Annotated in this window: 10 protein-coding genes; 4 read left to right on the top strand and 6 right to left on the bottom strand. The window is 64.9% G+C overall.

Going from position 1 to position 16,714, the window contains the following annotated elements; translation table 11 throughout:
- Positions 1–9: 9 nt before the first annotated feature.
- Positions 10–1,005, top strand: a complete 996-nt coding sequence (locus ABNQ38_RS04265; RefSeq protein WP_377805856.1) for an IclR family transcriptional regulator — start codon at positions 10–12, stop codon at positions 1,003–1,005.
- A gap of 65 nt (positions 1,006–1,070) precedes the next feature.
- On the opposite strand, the gene ABNQ38_RS04260 is transcribed toward ABNQ38_RS04265, so the two are convergent.
- From ABNQ38_RS04260 to ABNQ38_RS04250, 3 genes are all read right to left on the bottom strand, one after another.
- Positions 1,071–2,249, bottom strand: coding sequence for an ABC transporter substrate-binding protein (locus ABNQ38_RS04260; RefSeq protein ID WP_377805855.1), 1,179 nt, complete (start codon positions 2,247–2,249; stop codon positions 1,071–1,073).
- Positions 2,250–2,337: 88 nt separating this feature from the next.
- Complete coding sequence (locus tag ABNQ38_RS04255) at positions 2,338–4,392, bottom strand: FAD-dependent oxidoreductase (protein WP_377805854.1); 2,055 nt, start codon at positions 4,390–4,392, stop codon at positions 2,338–2,340.
- 329 nt (positions 4,393–4,721) lie between these two features.
- Positions 4,722–5,618: a LysR family transcriptional regulator gene (locus ABNQ38_RS04250; protein WP_377805853.1), complete on the bottom strand. Its 897-nt coding sequence runs from the start codon at positions 5,616–5,618 to the stop codon at positions 4,722–4,724.
- A gap of 264 nt (positions 5,619–5,882) precedes the next feature.
- On the opposite strand from ABNQ38_RS04250, the gene ABNQ38_RS04245 reads away from it, so the two are divergent.
- Both ABNQ38_RS04245 and ABNQ38_RS04240 read left to right on the top strand, forming a co-directional pair.
- Positions 5,883–6,365, top strand: a complete 483-nt coding sequence (locus tag ABNQ38_RS04245) for a (2Fe-2S)-binding protein (RefSeq protein ID WP_376961248.1) — start codon at positions 5,883–5,885, stop codon at positions 6,363–6,365.
- On the top strand, positions 6,362–8,515 hold the full coding sequence (locus ABNQ38_RS04240) for a molybdopterin cofactor-binding domain-containing protein (RefSeq protein WP_377805852.1): 2,154 nt from the start codon (positions 6,362–6,364) through the stop codon (positions 8,513–8,515). The genes ABNQ38_RS04245 and ABNQ38_RS04240 overlap by 4 nt, the downstream gene beginning before the upstream one ends.
- Positions 8,516–9,536: 1,021 nt before the next feature.
- On the opposite strand, the gene ABNQ38_RS04235 is transcribed toward ABNQ38_RS04240, so the two are convergent.
- Positions 9,537–9,881: a hypothetical protein gene (locus ABNQ38_RS04235; protein ID WP_377805851.1), complete on the bottom strand. Its 345-nt coding sequence runs from the start codon at positions 9,879–9,881 to the stop codon at positions 9,537–9,539.
- 478 nt (positions 9,882–10,359) lie between these two features.
- On the opposite strand from ABNQ38_RS04235, the gene ABNQ38_RS04230 reads away from it, so the two are divergent.
- Positions 10,360–14,649 (top strand): hypothetical protein, encoded by a 4,290-nt coding sequence (locus ABNQ38_RS04230; RefSeq protein ID WP_377805850.1) that lies wholly within the window; start codon positions 10,360–10,362, stop codon positions 14,647–14,649.
- A gap of 96 nt (positions 14,650–14,745) precedes the next feature.
- On the opposite strand, the gene ABNQ38_RS04225 is transcribed toward ABNQ38_RS04230, so the two are convergent.
- Both ABNQ38_RS04225 and ABNQ38_RS04220 read right to left on the bottom strand, forming a co-directional pair.
- Complete coding sequence (locus ABNQ38_RS04225) at positions 14,746–15,327, bottom strand: ELWxxDGT repeat protein (RefSeq protein ID WP_377805849.1); 582 nt, start codon at positions 15,325–15,327, stop codon at positions 14,746–14,748.
- Between the two features lie 137 nt (positions 15,328–15,464).
- Positions 15,465–16,391, bottom strand: a complete 927-nt coding sequence (locus ABNQ38_RS04220; protein ID WP_377805848.1) for an ELWxxDGT repeat protein — start codon at positions 16,389–16,391, stop codon at positions 15,465–15,467.
- Between the last annotated feature and the right edge of the window lie 323 nt (positions 16,392–16,714).

Below are 16,714 nucleotides of genomic sequence, written 5' to 3'. Positions count from 1 at the left end.
AGGCAATTCTTGTTATCGCCGAATATTGTAGGAAGATACCAAAACATCTTCCTTTATCCGGCCATTATTTTATTTACCGGCCAACTCGAGCTTGACTTCTTTTTTTGCGCCGATGATGCTGCCGACGAGTTCCGAGAGCATATCACGGCCCGTCCGGTTTGCATCGCTCAACCGACGATCAGGGAGGCTATCATTCACAATACAGAAGATCAATCGGTATATGGAAACGATGCGGCGCCCGCCTCGAAGGATGTCGGGGCCGTCGTGAATGCCGTCCATATTCTTCGCTTCCTCTCCAGCGCGACGGCGCGGGTGGGGGTGGCTGCCGTGGCCCGCGGGACGGGGATCAGCCCGAGCACCTGTTTCAACATCCTGCGCACCCTGGCGCGGGCCCGCTTCGTCGCCTTCCACAGCGCGGACAAGAGCTACACGCTGGGCTTGGCCGTGGCAGAAATGGCGGCGGGGATGATCGGGATCGGCCATGCGGAGCTGATCCGTCCGGAACTGGAACGGCTGGCCCTCAACTATGACATGCTGATCGTGCTGTGGCGGGTCACCGAAAACGGGCATCTCGTGCTGATCGACCGAGCCCACAGCCACACGGCGGTCAGGGTCGAGATGCGGATCGGGCTTCGCGTGCCCCAGTTGATCGGCGCGATCGGCCGCTGCGTCGCGGCGGCGCTGGACCTGCCGTCTTCCGAACTGCGGCGGCGCTTCTCGACCTTGCGCTGGCAATCGCCCCCTAGCTTCGAGACCTACGCGGCGGACGTTGCCGCCGCGCGCGAGCGCGGGTGGGCAATCGACGATGGCCAGCTCTATCGGGGAATCATCACGGTCGCCGCGCTGGTGACCGACGGAAACCGCCAGCCGCGGTTCGGGATCAGCGGCATCACGATTTCCGGCCAGCACTCCCTGGAGCGGCTGGCAGAACTGGGAAACGACCTCCGCGAGGTGGCGGAGGTCGTCGGCCAGTCACTCTTCCGCGGAACAGCCGGTACTCGCTGAATGGCGTTCGGAATGGAGAATGTCTTGCATCTCCGAGGCCTGTACCGGCAGGCCCCGAACCATTCTCACTTCAACGGGCATTTCGCCGCGTAGACGTCACCATGCTCTTTCATCACCGCATCGCCCAGTTCAATGACGGGATCTCCGTCAGTACCCTTGACGACCGTTCCGGCGAACAGATCCTGGATCGGGAAATGATTGGTGTTGAACTTGAAGTTTCCACGAACCGAATGGAAGTCGGCCGCCTTGATCGCCGCGAGGAAGGCCTTCTTGTCTTCGATCTTCCCGTTGACCTTTCCGATGGCGCTGTCCAGCAGCCGGCCGGCATCATAGGCCTGCGCAGCGGTTGCTGAAGGCGCGTATTTGTACCTGCGTATGAAATCCGCGACGAATTTCCTGTTCTCTTCGTTGCCTCCGATATGACTCCAGTTATCGGTCACGGTGATACCGAGCGCGGCGTCGCCGATGGCCGGAAGGTTCATGTTGTCGACGGAGTAGGACATGTAGAGCGGGAACTGCTCCTTCATGCCGCTCTGCACGAACTGCTTCACGAATTGGATCGCCAGCCCGGACGGGTAGAACGCAAACACGGCGTCCGGCTTCGCCGCCCGCAGCTGAGCCAGTTCAGCCGCAAAATCCAGTTGGTTCAGAGGCGTATAGACCTCCCCCACGATGGTGCCCTTGTAGTACCGTTTGATGCCATTGATCACGTCCCGGCCGGACAGGAAGTTCGGCGCCATGACGTAGAGCTTCTTGACCCCCTTGTTCTGCAGCACCGATCCCATGGCCTCGGCCAGATTGTCGCCCTGCCACGATGTCGAGAAATAATATTCGGAGCACTTGTCGCCAGCTAGGGGAGAGGGCCCGGCGTTCGGACCGATCATGACCGTCTTGTTGCTCGTCACCCGTTCCGACGCCGCCAGCAGGGCACTGGAAATCACCGGCCCGACGACGACGTCGACCTTGTCGAACTCGACGAACTTGTCCGCGATCTGACGCGCGACATCGGGCTTCTGCTGGTCGTCCTCGAGGAGGACTTCCACCGGCAGCCCGCCAAGCTTGCCACCGGAATGCTCGATGGCGAGGTTGAATGCGTCGCGCGCATGGATCCCGATGACGGAGTTCGTCCCCGACAGGGTCGCAACGAAGCCGATCCTGACCTTGTCGGCCGCCTCGGCACCGGTGACCCAGCAGGATGCAAGCGCCGCGATGCAAGGAACAATGACGGATTTTGTCAGGATCATGGCCGTGTCCTCCTGTTGGCCGGTCTTGGCGACCGACCTATTATCAATTCAGCGAATGCGACGTGGAACGGTTGGCCGTACCGCGCCCTCAGGCGCGCGCGGCGCCGACCAGCAGGCTTGCAAGGGCTCCGCGCGTGAGCATCGGGCTGGGCGCCGGCACGCTTTCCGGCAATCCGGACCGATTAGCGGATGGATGGCCGAGCGACTGGAGCAGCAGATCCAGAAACGCTTCGCCTTGCGCGGACGACACTGGGGCATCGACCTGCAACTCCAGCCAGCGCGTGCGCAGTTCCGGCCTGAGATGGTCGGCGGGCACATCGATGACCGGATGGCGCATGTTGGGGAACAGCGCCACACCGGCCCGGCTGGCCAGATCGTAGAGTGACTCGACGTAGCGGAAGGAGCGGTGGCCGGGATTGATGCCCTCGAAATGGAAGCCGGTCACGCTGATCGGGATATCGAAGCAGAGCACCGCGGCTTCGACGAGGTCCCCCCAGGTCGCCGCCATGTCCGGCAGGAACCGGTAGCGCTCGTCGTCCGGCACGAATCCCTTGAGCGCCAGCTTCTGGATCGCGACGAAGTCGGGATGTCCCGTTTCGACGTCGGAGAAATAGGTCAGCTTGCATTTGCGCTGGAGCATCTCCTCCTGGATGTCGGAAACCGGCACCTCCGACACCTTGCATCCGGAGCCGATGGACAATCCGGCCGCGATGCCCGCCGCCGTTCCGGTTTCCGTCCAGAGGGCTTCGACACGCAGGGCGCAGAAGGCGACATGGCTGGCGGAGATGGTCGTGGTGACCAGCAGGTTGTCGACGCCCTGCGGCGTCAGGCATCCGTACGGCACCTGATAGGGAGCACGGAGCGCCCGCATGAACATCGACCCTTCATAGGTCTTCGTCGCCGAACTGGGTTCGTCGTTGCAGCGCCTGCTCTCGATCGCCCAGTCGCCGATCGCAATCGAATCCGGCTGTCTCGGTGGGCGCGGCCCCGGTCCGGCCAGATAGGGATTGACGTTCGCTTCCGTCATCTTCACCTGCCCGCGGAACCGCCGCCCTTCCCGGACATACAGAATGTAGGGAAGATGGTTGTTCTCGACATACTCGTCCTCGGCGAGGACGAGTTGCGGCATTTCTCCTTCGGTCTGGATGAAATGCAGGAAGCCCAGGACGTGATCGAAGAAATTCCGGCGGATCGCCGTCCGCTCACGGGGATGGGAAAGAATGAACTCCCGCGTCCCCTGAAGCAGATCGTTCCCCTCGTACCGCCGATTGAGGATCATCTTGCCGTTGACCGTCGGGATGACGTCGGGTCCGAAGGTGGGAACGCCGTCGGCGGACAGGGCAGCGGCGTTCCATGCGTATTTGCCGGGGTCGTAGGACGCCGGCCTGGCCTGCAGGCGGCCCGGCCGGCCGTCCTTCAGATAACGCAGGCTCAACCGGTAGGTGAAGGCCATGATGTTGTCGTCCATCGCCCCCGTGCTGCCCGGCAGGATCGTCGACGGCAGGAACCCCTGGTCGTCGACCCGGCGTTCGTGCGTCGCGGTGTAGATCACGCCGGCATGCGGCTCCTCCGCGGAGCGGGCTTCACGGCCGATGTCGAACGGCGCTCCCGCCCAGGCCGCCACGTCGCCTTCGTAACTCGCATCGATGAAAACCGTTCCGCGCACCCGGTTCGGCTGCGTCGGCTCGCCGGGCGGGTTGCCGAAGGAATCGCTGGCCGGTTCCCAGTGAACCTCCCTGAGGCGTTTCCGGTCGACCACGACGTCGACGGGGACGGCACCGGTGATGACCGTGATGTTCCGATGCTCCGCCAGAAGCTCGCGCCAGATGCGTTCGGCGACATGGAACTCCCAGAAGACATCCGACCGGCTTGCGAGCATCGGGTCGACCAGGCCGACCTGCTTGTAATGCCTCAGCACGAGGTCCACGAACTCTTCCGCGATTCCGCTCAGGGCTTGCAGCGAGCCGGTATCGAAGCAATGCACACCGTTCGTCGTCACCCCACCCAGGGTCGGCGTCGGTTCCAGGACGATAACCTTCATGCCGCCGCGGGCCGCCGCAATGGCCGCGGAACAGCCGGCCGCCGTTCCGCCGACGACGACGACGTCCGCTTCAAGATCCGAGTAGTTCTGCTTGTCCGACATGACGTTCCTTCCCATTCCGAATGCGCCGGAAATAGCGGGGATCGCTCGCAGCGCTCAGCCGGCTTTATGTACAATCCGCCTTTTGCAGGCAGTATTCGCACGACTCTGCCAATTCGCCCGCTTCGCGACAGGCCGGCGTAGCCGTGTGGCAATAAAGCCCTAGCTCCGCATGCAAATGAAGTCAAACGCCACCGCGCGGCCTCCTTTGGCCGTCATAGGTTTTACCTCTATCCGCAAACGCATCTGGAAAAAAACAATGATGAAGAAGGACTGTCGGCCGACCGATGCCGAGCGCACTTCTTCGGGGATCGGAAATGTGGCCTGCCAATTCACGCGGCCGAGGGAGGGGCGAGGCTGGCACCTGCTATGCTCTGCACCCAATCGACGAAGACACGCAAGGCAGGCGAAAGATGCCGTGACGACGGATAGAGGACGGACACGGGGACCGGTTCGGGGCTGTATGAACCGAGCACTTCGCGCAGGTCACCGCGTTTCACAGTGTCGGCGATGATGAAATCGGACAGGCGGGCCAGCCCGAATCCGGCCGTGGCGAGGTCGCGGAGCGCGAAGGTCTCGTCGACCACCAAGCCGGTCCGCATGGTCATGGTGGTCGATGCACCGCCCTCGTTGAAGGTCCACCCATCGGGCCGGCCGTTGCGGGAGGACGAGTAGCCGATGGCGAGATGATCCTGGAGGTCCGCCAGCGCCTGCGGCTCGCCGTGCACGGCAAGATAGGACGGTGCGGCGCAGACAACCCAGCGGTAGCTGCCGATGCGCCGCGCAATGAGGCTGGAATCCGGCAGGGTTCCGGTGCGGATGACGCAATCGATCCCTTCCTGGACGAGATCGACCAGCCGGTCGCTCATGCCGATCACGAGGTCCACCTCCGGATACCGTTCGCGAAATCCTGGAAGCGCGGGAAGAATGATCGAACGCCCGATGGAGGCCGGCATGTTCACCCTCAGCCGGCCGCTGGCCCGCCCGCGCCCGTCCCGCAGCCCATTCTCGACGGTGTCGACCATGGACAGGATCTGGCGGCTCTGTTCGTAGTAGGCTTCCCCGTCCGGGGTCAGCTTGATCTGGCGCGTCGTGCGGTTGATCAGCTGGACCCCGAGATGCTGCTCCAGCCTCTGGATCGTCATGGTGACCGACGAGCGAGGCAGGGACAGGGCATGGGCGGCCTTCTGGAAGCCGTTCCTATCCACGACATGGACGAAGACTTCCATGGCCCGCAATCTGTCCACACGCTCCTCCCTCGAAACTCGGCGATCTCGGAACCCGATCCGAGGCAACCGGCACGCCAGCCGGCGTCTACGTTCACATAATGTGAACTTTCAAGTCAAACGCCCCGGGATTGTACGGGCAAACCTGCCGCAATACCTCCTGATCCAGAAAATGCAGGGCCTGCCGACCGTCCTTCGCTCAGCACCGGAACGTCCTGGCGCGGGCTTGGCGATGATCGGAGCCCCTTGGATCGGGAGATCGACGACATGCCTTACAGGCTGACCATCAACGGCGAGGCGCGCGAGATCGACGCCGATGGCGACACGCCCCTGTTGTGGGCGCTCCGCGACATCCTCGGGATGACCGGAACGAAATTCGGTTGCGGTGCCGGCCTTTGCGGCTGCTGCACGGTGCATGTCGACGGTGTGGCGACGCGCGCCTGCCAGACTCCGATCGACAGCGTCGGCACCGCCGGGATCGTGACCGTCGAGAGCGTGGACCGCACCGACGCCGGCCGGCGTGTCCAGCAGGCCTGGATCGACCTGGAGGTGGTGCAGTGCGGCTATTGCCAGCCCGGCCAGATCATGTCGGCCGCCGCCCTGCTCGCCGGCAACCCCGACCCGTCCGATGCCGAGATCGACGAGGCGATGTCGGGCAATCTCTGCCGCTGCGGAACCTACAGCCGCATCCGCGACGCGATCCGGCACGCCGCCCGCCTCGCCAAGCCGGCCATGGAGACGGCGCAATGACAAATCCGGCCACCCGCCCGGGCCACGGCCCATCGCGTCGCACCGTCCTGTCCGCAGGCATCGCCGTCGGTGGCGGGCTGCTGATCGGCGTTCCGCTGGCGGCGCCGGTTCTCTCGAAGAACGGCCCGGTCGATTTTGCCCCGAACGCGTTCATCAGGATCGCCCGGAACGGCACCGTCACGCTGACCATGCCCTATGTCGAGATGGGACAAGGCACTTACACGTCGGTGCCGATGCTGATCGCGGAGGAACTGGAGGTGCCGCTTGCCGCGGTGACGCTCGAACACGCGCCGGCCGACGACATGCTGTACCGCAACCCGATCATGGGAGCGCAGGAGACCGACGGTTCTCTGTCGATGCGTGCGGCCTGGGAGCCGATGCGCCGCGCCGGGGCCACGGCGCGGACGATGCTGGTCGCCGCGGCTGCGGCGGAGTGGCGGGTGGACGCCGCCGAATGCCGGGCGGCGGAGGGCTTCGTCGTCCATGATCCGACGCGGCACCGCATCGCCTATGGCGACCTCGCCGAACGGGCGGCGACCTTGCCCATACCGCAGCAGGTGACGCTGAAGGATGCAGCGGCCTTCACCCTGATCGGACGGCCGCAGAAGCGGCTGGACTCGGCGGACAAGATCAGAGGCACCGCGATCTTCGGCATGGATGTGCGATTGCCGGGCATGAAGATCGCCGCGGTGATGGCCTCGCCGGTGCTCGGCGGGCGGATCGCCAGCCTGGACGACCGCGCGGCCCGCCGGGTGACGGGGGTGCGCGGCGTGGTTCTCCTCGACGATGCCGTGGCGGTCGTCGCCGATCACTGGTCGGCCGCGAAGAAGGGTCTTGACTTCCTATCCGTCGTCTGGGACGACGGGCCGAACGCCGACTTCTCGACCGCCCGCCTCCAGGGCGAGTTGGAGGCGGCCTCGCAGCGGGACGGCGTGATCGGCGACGAGGCGGGCGACGAGGCGGGCGCCTTGGCCGGCGCAGCGCGGCGGGCGGAGGCCACCTACCGGTTGCCGCTCCTGGCCCACGCGGCGATGGAACCGCTCAACTGCACCGTCCATCTGCACGACGGGCGCTGTGACGTCTGGGTCGGCACCCAGGCGGCGAGCCGCGCCCAGGCCGCCGCGGCTGCCGCCGCGGGCCTGCCGCGGGATCGCGTGGCGATCCACAACCAATATCTCGGCGGCTCGTTCGGCAGGCGTGCCGAGACCGACAACATCGTCCAGGCCGTGTCCATCGCGCGGCGGCTGGACCACCCGGTCAAGGTCGTCTGGAGCCGCGAGGAGGACACGCAGCACGATTTCTACCGGCCGGCCTATCACAACACGCTGCGAGCCGGGCTCGATCGGGACGGCCGGGTCACGAGCTGGTTCCACCGGGTCGTCGGCCCGTCGCCCCTCGCCCGCTGGCTGCCGCCGGCCGTCCAGAATGGGCTCGACCCCGATGCGGTGACCAGTGCGACCGGTCCCTACCAATTCCCGAACCGGCATGTCGACTATGTCCGGCATGAGGAGCACGCTTTCCGGTCCGGCTTCTGGAGAGGCGTCGGAACCACCCACAACGTGTTCGTCGTCGAGAGCTTCATCGACGAACTGGCCGCGGCGAGTGGGACCGACCCGCTGGAATTCCGCCGGCGGCACCTTCGGGACGACCCGCGCCTGCGGGCCGTGCTGGATCTGGCAGCCGAAAAATCTGGCTGGGGCGAGCCATTGCCTCGGAGAACCGGACGCGGCATCAGCCTTCTTCAGGATTTCGGCGGAACGATCCTCGCCCAGATCGCCGAGGTCTCCGTCCATGACGGCGGATCGTTCCGGGTGGGCAGGGTCACCTCCGTCGTCGACTGCGGCAAGCTGGTCAATCCCGACACGGTGATCGCCCAGATCCAGGGCGGCGTCATCTTCGGCCTCTCCGCCGCGCTCTACGGCCGGATCACCTTCTCCGAGGGGCGTGTCGAACAGGGGAATTTCGACAGCTACGCCGCGGTGCGGATGGACGAAGCTCCACGCGTGGCCGTTCATCTCATCGAAAGTGGGGAGGCGCCGTTCGGTGTCGGTGAAGCCGGCACGTCGGGCATCGCCCCTGCCGTTGCAAACGCCATGTATGCAGCGACGGGCAACCGTGTCCGGAATCTGCCGATCACATCCGACAGGTGAATCAGCATCAGGCCGATAGCGTCGTGCGTTTCCTTTAAAATGCACGACGCTATAAAAGTGTTATCCGGTAAAATATTGAAGAAATTTGGATACGGCATTGAACTGGTACAGGTGGTTGCGCTGGGGGTTGATCAGGTATAGTTCCTGCTGCCCCGGAGACCGGCCATGCCCTCCGACCCGAACCCCTGGGAGCCCGTCACAAAACGGAGGCAACGGCTGCTCGGCTGAGGGTATAGCTGGCGCGATGTCCAACTCGCCCCGGCTCCAGACATTGTACTTGAGGGTGCATCTGCGCGACGTATGGCCAGAGCTGCGGCATCCCCAGCGTCAGATCGAAGCGCTCGACCGGCTGCGTTCGCTAATCGAGCGGGTAACGGTGCGCTTCAGCACCGCTGATGACCAGCGTCGAGATCGAGTTGGAGAGTGATCTGGTAGCGCCTCTCGGCCTTCGGCTGAGCCCAAAAACAGCGAAGGCCGGCGCTGAGAAAGCGGCCGGCCTTAGGTATGTTCGGTAAAGGTTGGTTGCGGGGGCAGGATTTGGCCTTTACCGAACCCGCGGCTGCGACGATCAAGGGCGATGATGGCCTCGATCAAATCGCCTTTGTACAAACACGGGGCCGTTTCTCATGAGCTGGGTGAAATCATTGATCAGGTCAGTCACGCTGCGGATGTCGGGTGCGACGGCCTGGACAGTGGTAACGAACTGCTGATTAGTCCGGCTCAGGGGGCACGATCCGGCTCAGCGTCTCTGGAGGGCTCATCAACAGACGAGCGGCCCGGCGGCTGGACGGTACGCGCCAGGACGGTAGGGCGATCTCGGGCGACTCCATCTCGGCAACCCGTCGCCGTTTGGCCCAACGGCGCACGATATTGTAGCCGCTCTCGAAGCCGGGAGTGTCCAGAATTCATCAAGGTCTGCTGCCACTGGTTGCGACAACAGGCCGGACACATGGATGCACCGCTCTCGGCCAGTCAGTGCGGATTTCCCTCTTACACCGGAGGGGCCGTCCACCACATCACCTCACCACCAGCGAAACATTTTCCAAGAAGACGGGCAGAGGCCGCTCACACCGTGATCGAGCGGACTGTTCTTGGAATCCATTGTCCGTGATTTTGCGGCGAATGGGTCCATATGTCGGAATCGCCACAATGTCGACCTGGCTTCATCACTATTTCCTCGATAGGCGATTTCGCAATCGTTGAAGCGCGGCGCAATGAGGAAGCCATCGCGGCATCCTTGGTTCGGTCCGCCGAACATATGGAGCACGACCATGTCCCGTCCCCCGACGGATACCGGCTCTTTATCCTCATGGAACGCCGTGAAAGCATACTTCGTGCCACCGGTGGTGATTCCGATCGCCATCATGCTGACGCTCTTGCTCTTCGTCCTGATACATGGTCCCGCTGTCTGAACCAAAGGCTTCGCCATGTTCGAGAGCGTCGATCGGAAGTCCTTTGAACGATGCGTTGTCCCTGTCCCGCTGTAGCCAACCGATTTCAGCAGGATGGACCGAACTGGGGCTGGCGTCATCAAGGACGGGACGGTCCACTGTCACCCCCATCACCGTGGCCAACGTGTCGACCTGAACCTCGCAAAGCTGTTGATCGGCCCTCCCATGCGCGACGATCGGATAGTCCGTGGCCCGCATCAAAAGAATGAGCAGACGGCAGCCTATGCCGGGACACTCACAGAAATTCCGCCTTCAGCTCCCGCGCCAACAAAGATAGCCCGAATAAAATGGTGCGGCGGCCACCCTCGATGCCTACAGCGATGATCACACCGCTATTTGGCACGCGTCTCTCTTAATCGCGGTCGCACGCTGATGCTGGCCGGAAAGGCACTGATGAATGCGATCCTCCGCCATGCTTTCGGGCGTCGTCTGCCACCGTCCCCCTGGAGCGATCTGGCACCGGTACGCGAGGAGCTCTTCGGTCTGGACCGGCTCGAGCGGCACGCGGAGAGTCTCGCCGCCGCGCAGCCGGTGACACGCAACCCGCTTGCCGTCCTGTCCCTGCACACCCGCCTCGCCAACAACGCCGCGGTGCTCCTCGCCGCCTATCGGGCCAGCGCGGCGGAATTGGAGCACGGCCGCAGCGTGGATCCCGCCGCGGAATGGCTGCTCGACAATTACCATGTCGTCGAAGAGCAGATCCGTGAAATCCGCGTCGACCTGCCGCCGGGTTTTCACCATCTCGCCGGGGCCAGCGGCGACCTCGTCTTCGCCCTGTTGTCGGATGGTCTCGACGCCGACCGGGAGGTGGTGGTTGACGACGACGCTCTCCTGGCGGTGGCCGCTACGGCCATCAAGCGGCTGAATCTGCGCCATGGCCCTGGTCCTGACGGCGGGGACCGTTTTTTTCTGCTGCATCGCCGCCGGCTCTACAATGACGGCGAGGGCAAATGGATGGGGTGGGAGCGCAAGCGCGGCAAGCTGCACGAACTCAACCGGTTGTTGCGCGGCGCCACCGACACCAGCTTCATGCCCATTGCCGGTCGCGCGCCGCAGGTGCCGGCCGACGTGCGTTATGTCATCACGCTTGACGCCGACACGCGACTGCCGCGGGACGCCGCACTCCGGCTGGTCGGCAAGATGGGGCACCCGCTGAACCGACCGACGTTCGACGCGGCCGGTCGGCGCGTCATCAACGGCTATGCCATTCTTCAGCCCCGCATCACGCCGTCGCTGTCGCTCGGCGGCGAGGGCTCGCTCTATCAGCGGATCGTTTCCGGCCCCGGCGGCATCGACCCCTATGCGTCGGCCGTCTCCGACGTTTACCAGGATCTGTTCGGCGAGGGATCCTTCACCGGAAAGGGCATCTACGACGTCGATGCCCTCGAAGCGGCGCTGGACGGCCGGGTTCCGCGCAATGCCCTGCTCAGCCACGACCTGTTCGAAGGTGTTTTCGCCCGCGCCGGTCTCGCTTCCGACGTCGAACTCGTCGAGGAGTTCCCCTCGCGCTACAACGTCGCTGCCAAGCGTCAGCACCGCTGGACCCGCGGCGACTGGCAACTGCTCCCCTGGATCCTCGGCCATAGGACAGGTCCTCAGGCGGCTCCGCCGGTCGGTCGCTGGAAGATGCTGGATAACCTGCGACGCTCACTGCTGGCGCCGTTCACCCTTGCGACGCTGGCCGTGAGCTGGCTGCTGCCTCTGCCGTCCGCCCTGGCGGGAATCCTGCTCGTGCTCACTGTCAGCGCGGTTCCGGCGTTCCTGCCGGCGGTGTCCTCGGTGCTGCCGGGCCGGCCGGGTACCCGCCTCGGCAGCCATGTCGGCTCACTCATGCAGGATCTGCGGATGGCGGCGATGCGGACCGTGATGTCGGTTGCCTTCCTGGCCGACCAGGCGTGGCGGAGGGCCGATGCCATCGCAAGGACATTGACCCGGCTGTTCGTCACGCACCGCCATCTTCTCGAATGGACGACGGCGGCGCAGACAAGCGGCCGGCCGCAGCTGGATCTCGGCGGCTTCTATCGAGACATGGCGGGTGGCACCGCACTTGGGCTCGTCGTGGCGGCCGGTACCGTTGCCGTGACGCCATCGTCCTGGCCGCTGGCCCTGCCTTTCGCCCTGCTGTGGCTGACGGCCCCTGCCCTCGCCGCGTGGACCAGCCGGCCGCCGGCCATACGTCGGCGGGCGGCGTTCTCCGATCCGGATGCCCGCGACCTGCGCCTCACCGCGCGGCGCACCTGGCGCTTTTTCGAGACGTTCGTCACACCGGCCGAGAACATGCTGCCGCCGGACAATTTCCAGGAGGACCCGAAGCCGGTGGTCGCCCACCGGACATCGCCGACCAACATCGGTCTCTATTTGCTCTCCACCGTCGCCGCCCGCGACTTCGGCTGGTCGGGAACGACGGAAACCATCGAGCGGCTGGAGGCGACGTTCGAGTCCATGCGGAAGCTCTCGCGGTTCAGGGGGCATTTCTACAACTGGTATGGGACACAGGATCTGAGGGTGTTGGAACCGGCCTATGTCTCGTCGGTCGACAGCGGGAACCTTGCCGGCCATCTGATCGCACTCGCGAACGCCTGCGAGGAATGGATGGGCTGTGCTCCGGCGGCGGACGCCCGGCTCGGCATGATGGATACCCTCGCCCTGGCGCGAGAGGCCGCGGACGCCCTCTCCACAGCGGGCAGCGCGCAAATACGCCGGCTTGGCGCCGTTCTCGACGAGATCGCCGCACAACTCGACGGGGGGCAATCCATCGAGGTCCAGTTGCCGACGCTGAAGCGGCTGACCGACAAGGCTGTCGAGGCGGCCCGCGACGTCATCCCGGCGGGCGGGCCGCCGGCCGGTGGCGAGGGTCCGGCGGATCTGATGTTCTGGATGGTGGCATTGCGGAACGCGGCGATCGAACATGGCCGTGACCGGTTCCCCAGCGCCGGGACGCCGGACATGCTGAGGGGCCGGTTGGTGGCCCTCGCCGATACGGCACGCGCCATGGCGCTCGCGATGGATTTCTCCTTCCTTCTCGATCCCGAACGCAAACTGCTATCGATCGGCTACGCTCTTCCCGACAACAGCCTGGATCCGAGCTGCTATGACCTGCTCGCCTCGGAAGCCCGGCTCGCCAGCCTGTTCGCCATCGCAAAGGGCGACGTCGCGACGCGGCATTGGTTCCGCCTCGGCCGTGCGGCGACACCGGTCGGCAACGGCTCCGCGCTGATCTCCTGGTCCGGCTCCATGTTCGAATATCTGATGCCGGCGCTGGTGATGCGCGCGCCGGTTGGCAGCCTTCTGGAGCAGACAAGCCGTCTGGTGGTGGAGCGTCAGCAAGCCTACGCGACAATAGCCGGTGGTGCAGGAACCCAGTCGGGCCTGTGGCCGCACGCGATTTCAGGGGATCTGCCCATCGTCATGCTGCGCATCGACGACGTCGAGGACATCGCCCAGGTCCGCCAGTTGCTGCGTGCCCACGAATACTGGCGCATGAAGCGTCTGGCCGTCGATCTGGTGATCGTCAACGAGCGCGCCTCATCCTATGTTCAGGATCTTCAGGTCGCCATTGAGACTGCGGTGCGCAGCAGCCAGTCGCGGCCACGGTTCGGCGAGGAACCGGCGCAAGGCTCGGTCTACGCGTTGCGTGCCGACTTGATGCGTGCCGACGCACGCGCCCTGCTCCATTCGGTGGCCCGTGTCGTGCTGATCGCCCGGCGCGGCTCCATCGCCGAACAGATCGCCCGCCTGCAGCAGCAGCGGGCTCCATCGGCACCCGCCGACACTCTCGTATCGATCCAGTCCGCGGCCCAGCCCATGTCGGACCAGGTGCCGGTGCCGGGATCCCTCGAGTTTTTCAACGGTCTGGGCGGCTTCGACAAGGACGGACAGGAATATGTGACCATCCTCGACGCCGGCCGTATGACGCCCGTTCCCTGGATCAACGTGATCGCCAACCCCGATTTCGGCTTCCAGGTGGCGGCGGAGGGCGGTGGTTCCACCTGGGCCGGGAACAGCCGGGAGAACCAGCTCACGCCGTGGTCCAACGATCCGGTCGGCAATCCGGCTGGGGAGGCGATCTATCTCCGCGATGAGGTGACCGGGGACCTGTGGAGCGCCACCGCGCAGCCGATCCGCAACGGTGGGACCTATATCGCCCGCCATGGTCGCGGTTACAGCCGCTTCGAACATCGGACGCACGGCATCGCGCTGGAGCTTCTGCAATACGTGCCACTGGCCGATCCGATCAAGATTTCCCGCCTGACCCTGCGCAACCATTCGCCCGGCCCGCGCACGCTGTCCGTCACCGCCTATGCGGAGTGGGTGCTCGGCACGGCGCGTGGCGCTTCGGCTCCGTTCATCGCAACGGAGATCGACGCGGCCACTGGAGCCATGCTGGCCCTCAACCGCTGGAGCCCGACCTTCGGCGAACGCGTCGCCTTCGCCGATCTCGACGGCCGGCAGACGGCGTGGACGGCCGACCGCACCGAGTTCCTTGGCCGCAACGGCGGCCCCTCGGCGCCAGCGGCGCTCGTCGGGCGGTCACCGCTGTCCGGGGCGACCGGCGCCGGTCTTGATCCCTGCACGGCCTTGCAGGGCGTTGTCGAGTTGGAGGCCGGCGAGACGGTCGAAATCGTCTGGTTCCTCGGGCAATGCGCCTCGGCGGAGGCGGCCCGCGTGCTGATTGCGCGCTAGCCCGCCGACCCGGCTCCGGTGAATTGGTCAGGTAGAAATCCCGACACGGTTCAGGGGGCGGTCGTGGCAATCGACACCAGCTTGAAATGAGTGGCATCAGATCCCGGCGATCTCCAGCGTGCCATAAAGCAGGCTGAAGGGGTAGGAGGTGGCGAGCTTCGTCACCGCTTCCCCGTCGGCATTCAATCGGAACAGCGCGCCGCCTTGCCCGGCGTCGATCCCGCTGAAATAGAGGCTGTCGCCGACCGAGTGGAGGTTGCCGGGCGCCGTCCAGATCGTGTCGTGGGACCTGTCCGCCACCATGCGGGTGCCAGCCTCGGTACCGTTGCTCATCCACAGACTGCGTCCGTGCACTCCGTCGTCCGCGGTGAAGAACACCCTGTCGTCCAGAACGGCGAAGTCCCCGATGTTGGCCCCGGCGCTGCCAGGGGCGATATCCTTCACCATGCGCGTTCCCTGCTCCGTCCCGTCCGACATCCAGAGCTCGAAGCCGTGCTCCCCATCCCCGGCCACAAAGGCAATCCGGTCGTCGAAGGCGACATACTGGTTGGGCAGGGAGAGGCCGACCGGCGGAAAATTCTTTACCAGCATTGTGCCTTCCGGAATTCCGTCGCTGGTCCACAAATCCTCGCCGTGGTTATAGAACAGCCTGTCTCCCACTGCGGTCAGGACCTCCAAGCGCCCGGCCCTTGGGTCCTCGCCAATGCTGCCATCCAGCTTGACCGTGCCCTCATCCGTCCCGTCGCTGACCCAAAGCTGGCCATAGCCGCCGGTCCCGTCCCAGGCGGTCAGGAACAGCCGGTCGCCGACCGCCGTCAGATGCGTGGGCAGGATCGGCAGGGGAACCGGGGGGCGAAGCTGCCGGGGAAGAAATCCTTGACCAGTTCCGTCCCGGCCGCCGTGCCATCCGACCGCCACAGTGCTCTGCCGTGGTCGCTGTTGTTGGCGGTGAAGAACAGCTCGTCCCCAACCGCGGTCAGGTTGGAGGGAAGGGACGGCCGTCCGCCGGCACTCACGTCCTTTACCATATGCGTCCCGGCCGCCGTCCGGTCGCTGACCCAAAGCTCCCCTCCATGCTGGCCGTCGTCCGCCTCGAAATAACGGCGGCCGTCCGCTATGGTCAGGGCCGTGGGTGCCGACGATGCGACGCCTGGATTGAGGTCCATCAGCAGGCGGGTTCCACCCGGTGTTCCATCGGTGGACCACAATTCACGCCCATGGACGCCGTCGTCGGCGCTGAAATAAACATGACCATGGAGTTCGATAAAGCCCCGCGGCTCCGATGAAGCCGCCCCCGGAGCGATGTCCCGCAGCAGGGTGGCCCGGCGCCCGTCCGCTCCCCACAGCTCGTTCCCGCTCGCATTGTCCGTCGCCGCGAATACGGCGCTGGCTTTCATCGGCTCGTTTTTCAGTCGCAGATTGCCGGCAGTGAGATCCTCGCGCGACAGGCCCATCAGCTTCACGCCGTCGCGTGGTCCAAAATCGAGGACCAGCCCGTCGCTGTCCTGATGGGAGCGGGCCAGCACATCCTCCATGCTGCCGATCCCACTCCAGGCCCGCAGGTCCAACAAGTCCCCGTCGGCTCCGCCCTGGAAGTTGCCGATGCAGTCCCATCCGTCGCCGGGTTTGAGAATGAAGCGGTCGCGGCCGCCGCCGCCTTCCATGTAATCGTTGCCGCGATTGCCGGCGATGATGTCGTTCCCTTCGCCGCCGAACAGAAAGTCGCGGCGCCCGCTGCCCATGATTGTCCGCCCGGATGTGCCGTGATGCTTTTCATGATCCTATCCCATGCCGGCGCCCTTTCGATGGTAGCGGTGGGTCTGGATAGAAATGCTCTTAAAGGTTGCTGTTGCGAATGACGCATCGGGCCAGGGCTCTATCGGCCCATCCGTCTACTCCAATCCAGCGGAAATATTTTTAGCATTGTCCAACCGAAAGAGTGCCGGCAGTGAAAATCCGGAGCGTCGGTCCGCAGTCGCCGTTTTCGAATCCAGCCGTGTGGCGCCAAGTCCCAACCATGAAATTGCGGGCTATCGTAAGCGTCATTTCTCATTCCTCGGCCGGC

Origin of the sequence: Azospirillum sp. A29 (assembly GCF_042604625.1) — a bacterium.
Lineage (GTDB): Bacteria > Pseudomonadota > Alphaproteobacteria > Azospirillales > Azospirillaceae > Azospirillum > Azospirillum palustre.
This window is presented reverse-complemented; position numbering and strand designations above follow the sequence as displayed.

Coding starts and splice junctions, on each gene's coding strand:
- ABNQ38_RS04260 (WP_377805855.1), bottom strand. CDS start 2,249: ATGATCCTGACAAAATCCGTCATTGTTCCTTGCATCGCGGCGCTTGCA.
- ABNQ38_RS04255 (WP_377805854.1), bottom strand. CDS start 4,392: ATGTCGGACAAGCAGAACTACTCGGATCTTGAAGCGGACGTCGTCGTC.
- ABNQ38_RS04250 (WP_377805853.1), bottom strand. CDS start 5,618: ATGGAAGTCTTCGTCCATGTCGTGGATAGGAACGGCTTCCAGAAGGCC.
- ABNQ38_RS04245 (WP_376961248.1), top strand. CDS start 5,883: ATGCCTTACAGGCTGACCATCAACGGCGAGGCGCGCGAGATCGACGCC.
- ABNQ38_RS04240 (WP_377805852.1), top strand. CDS start 6,362: ATGACAAATCCGGCCACCCGCCCGGGCCACGGCCCATCGCGTCGCACC.
- ABNQ38_RS04235 (WP_377805851.1), bottom strand. CDS start 9,881: ATGATGGCGATCGGAATCACCACCGGTGGCACGAAGTATGCTTTCACG.
- ABNQ38_RS04230 (WP_377805850.1), top strand. CDS start 10,360: ATGAATGCGATCCTCCGCCATGCTTTCGGGCGTCGTCTGCCACCGTCC.
- ABNQ38_RS04220 (WP_377805848.1), bottom strand. CDS start 16,391: ATGGGCAGCGGGCGCCGCGACTTTCTGTTCGGCGGCGAAGGGAACGAC.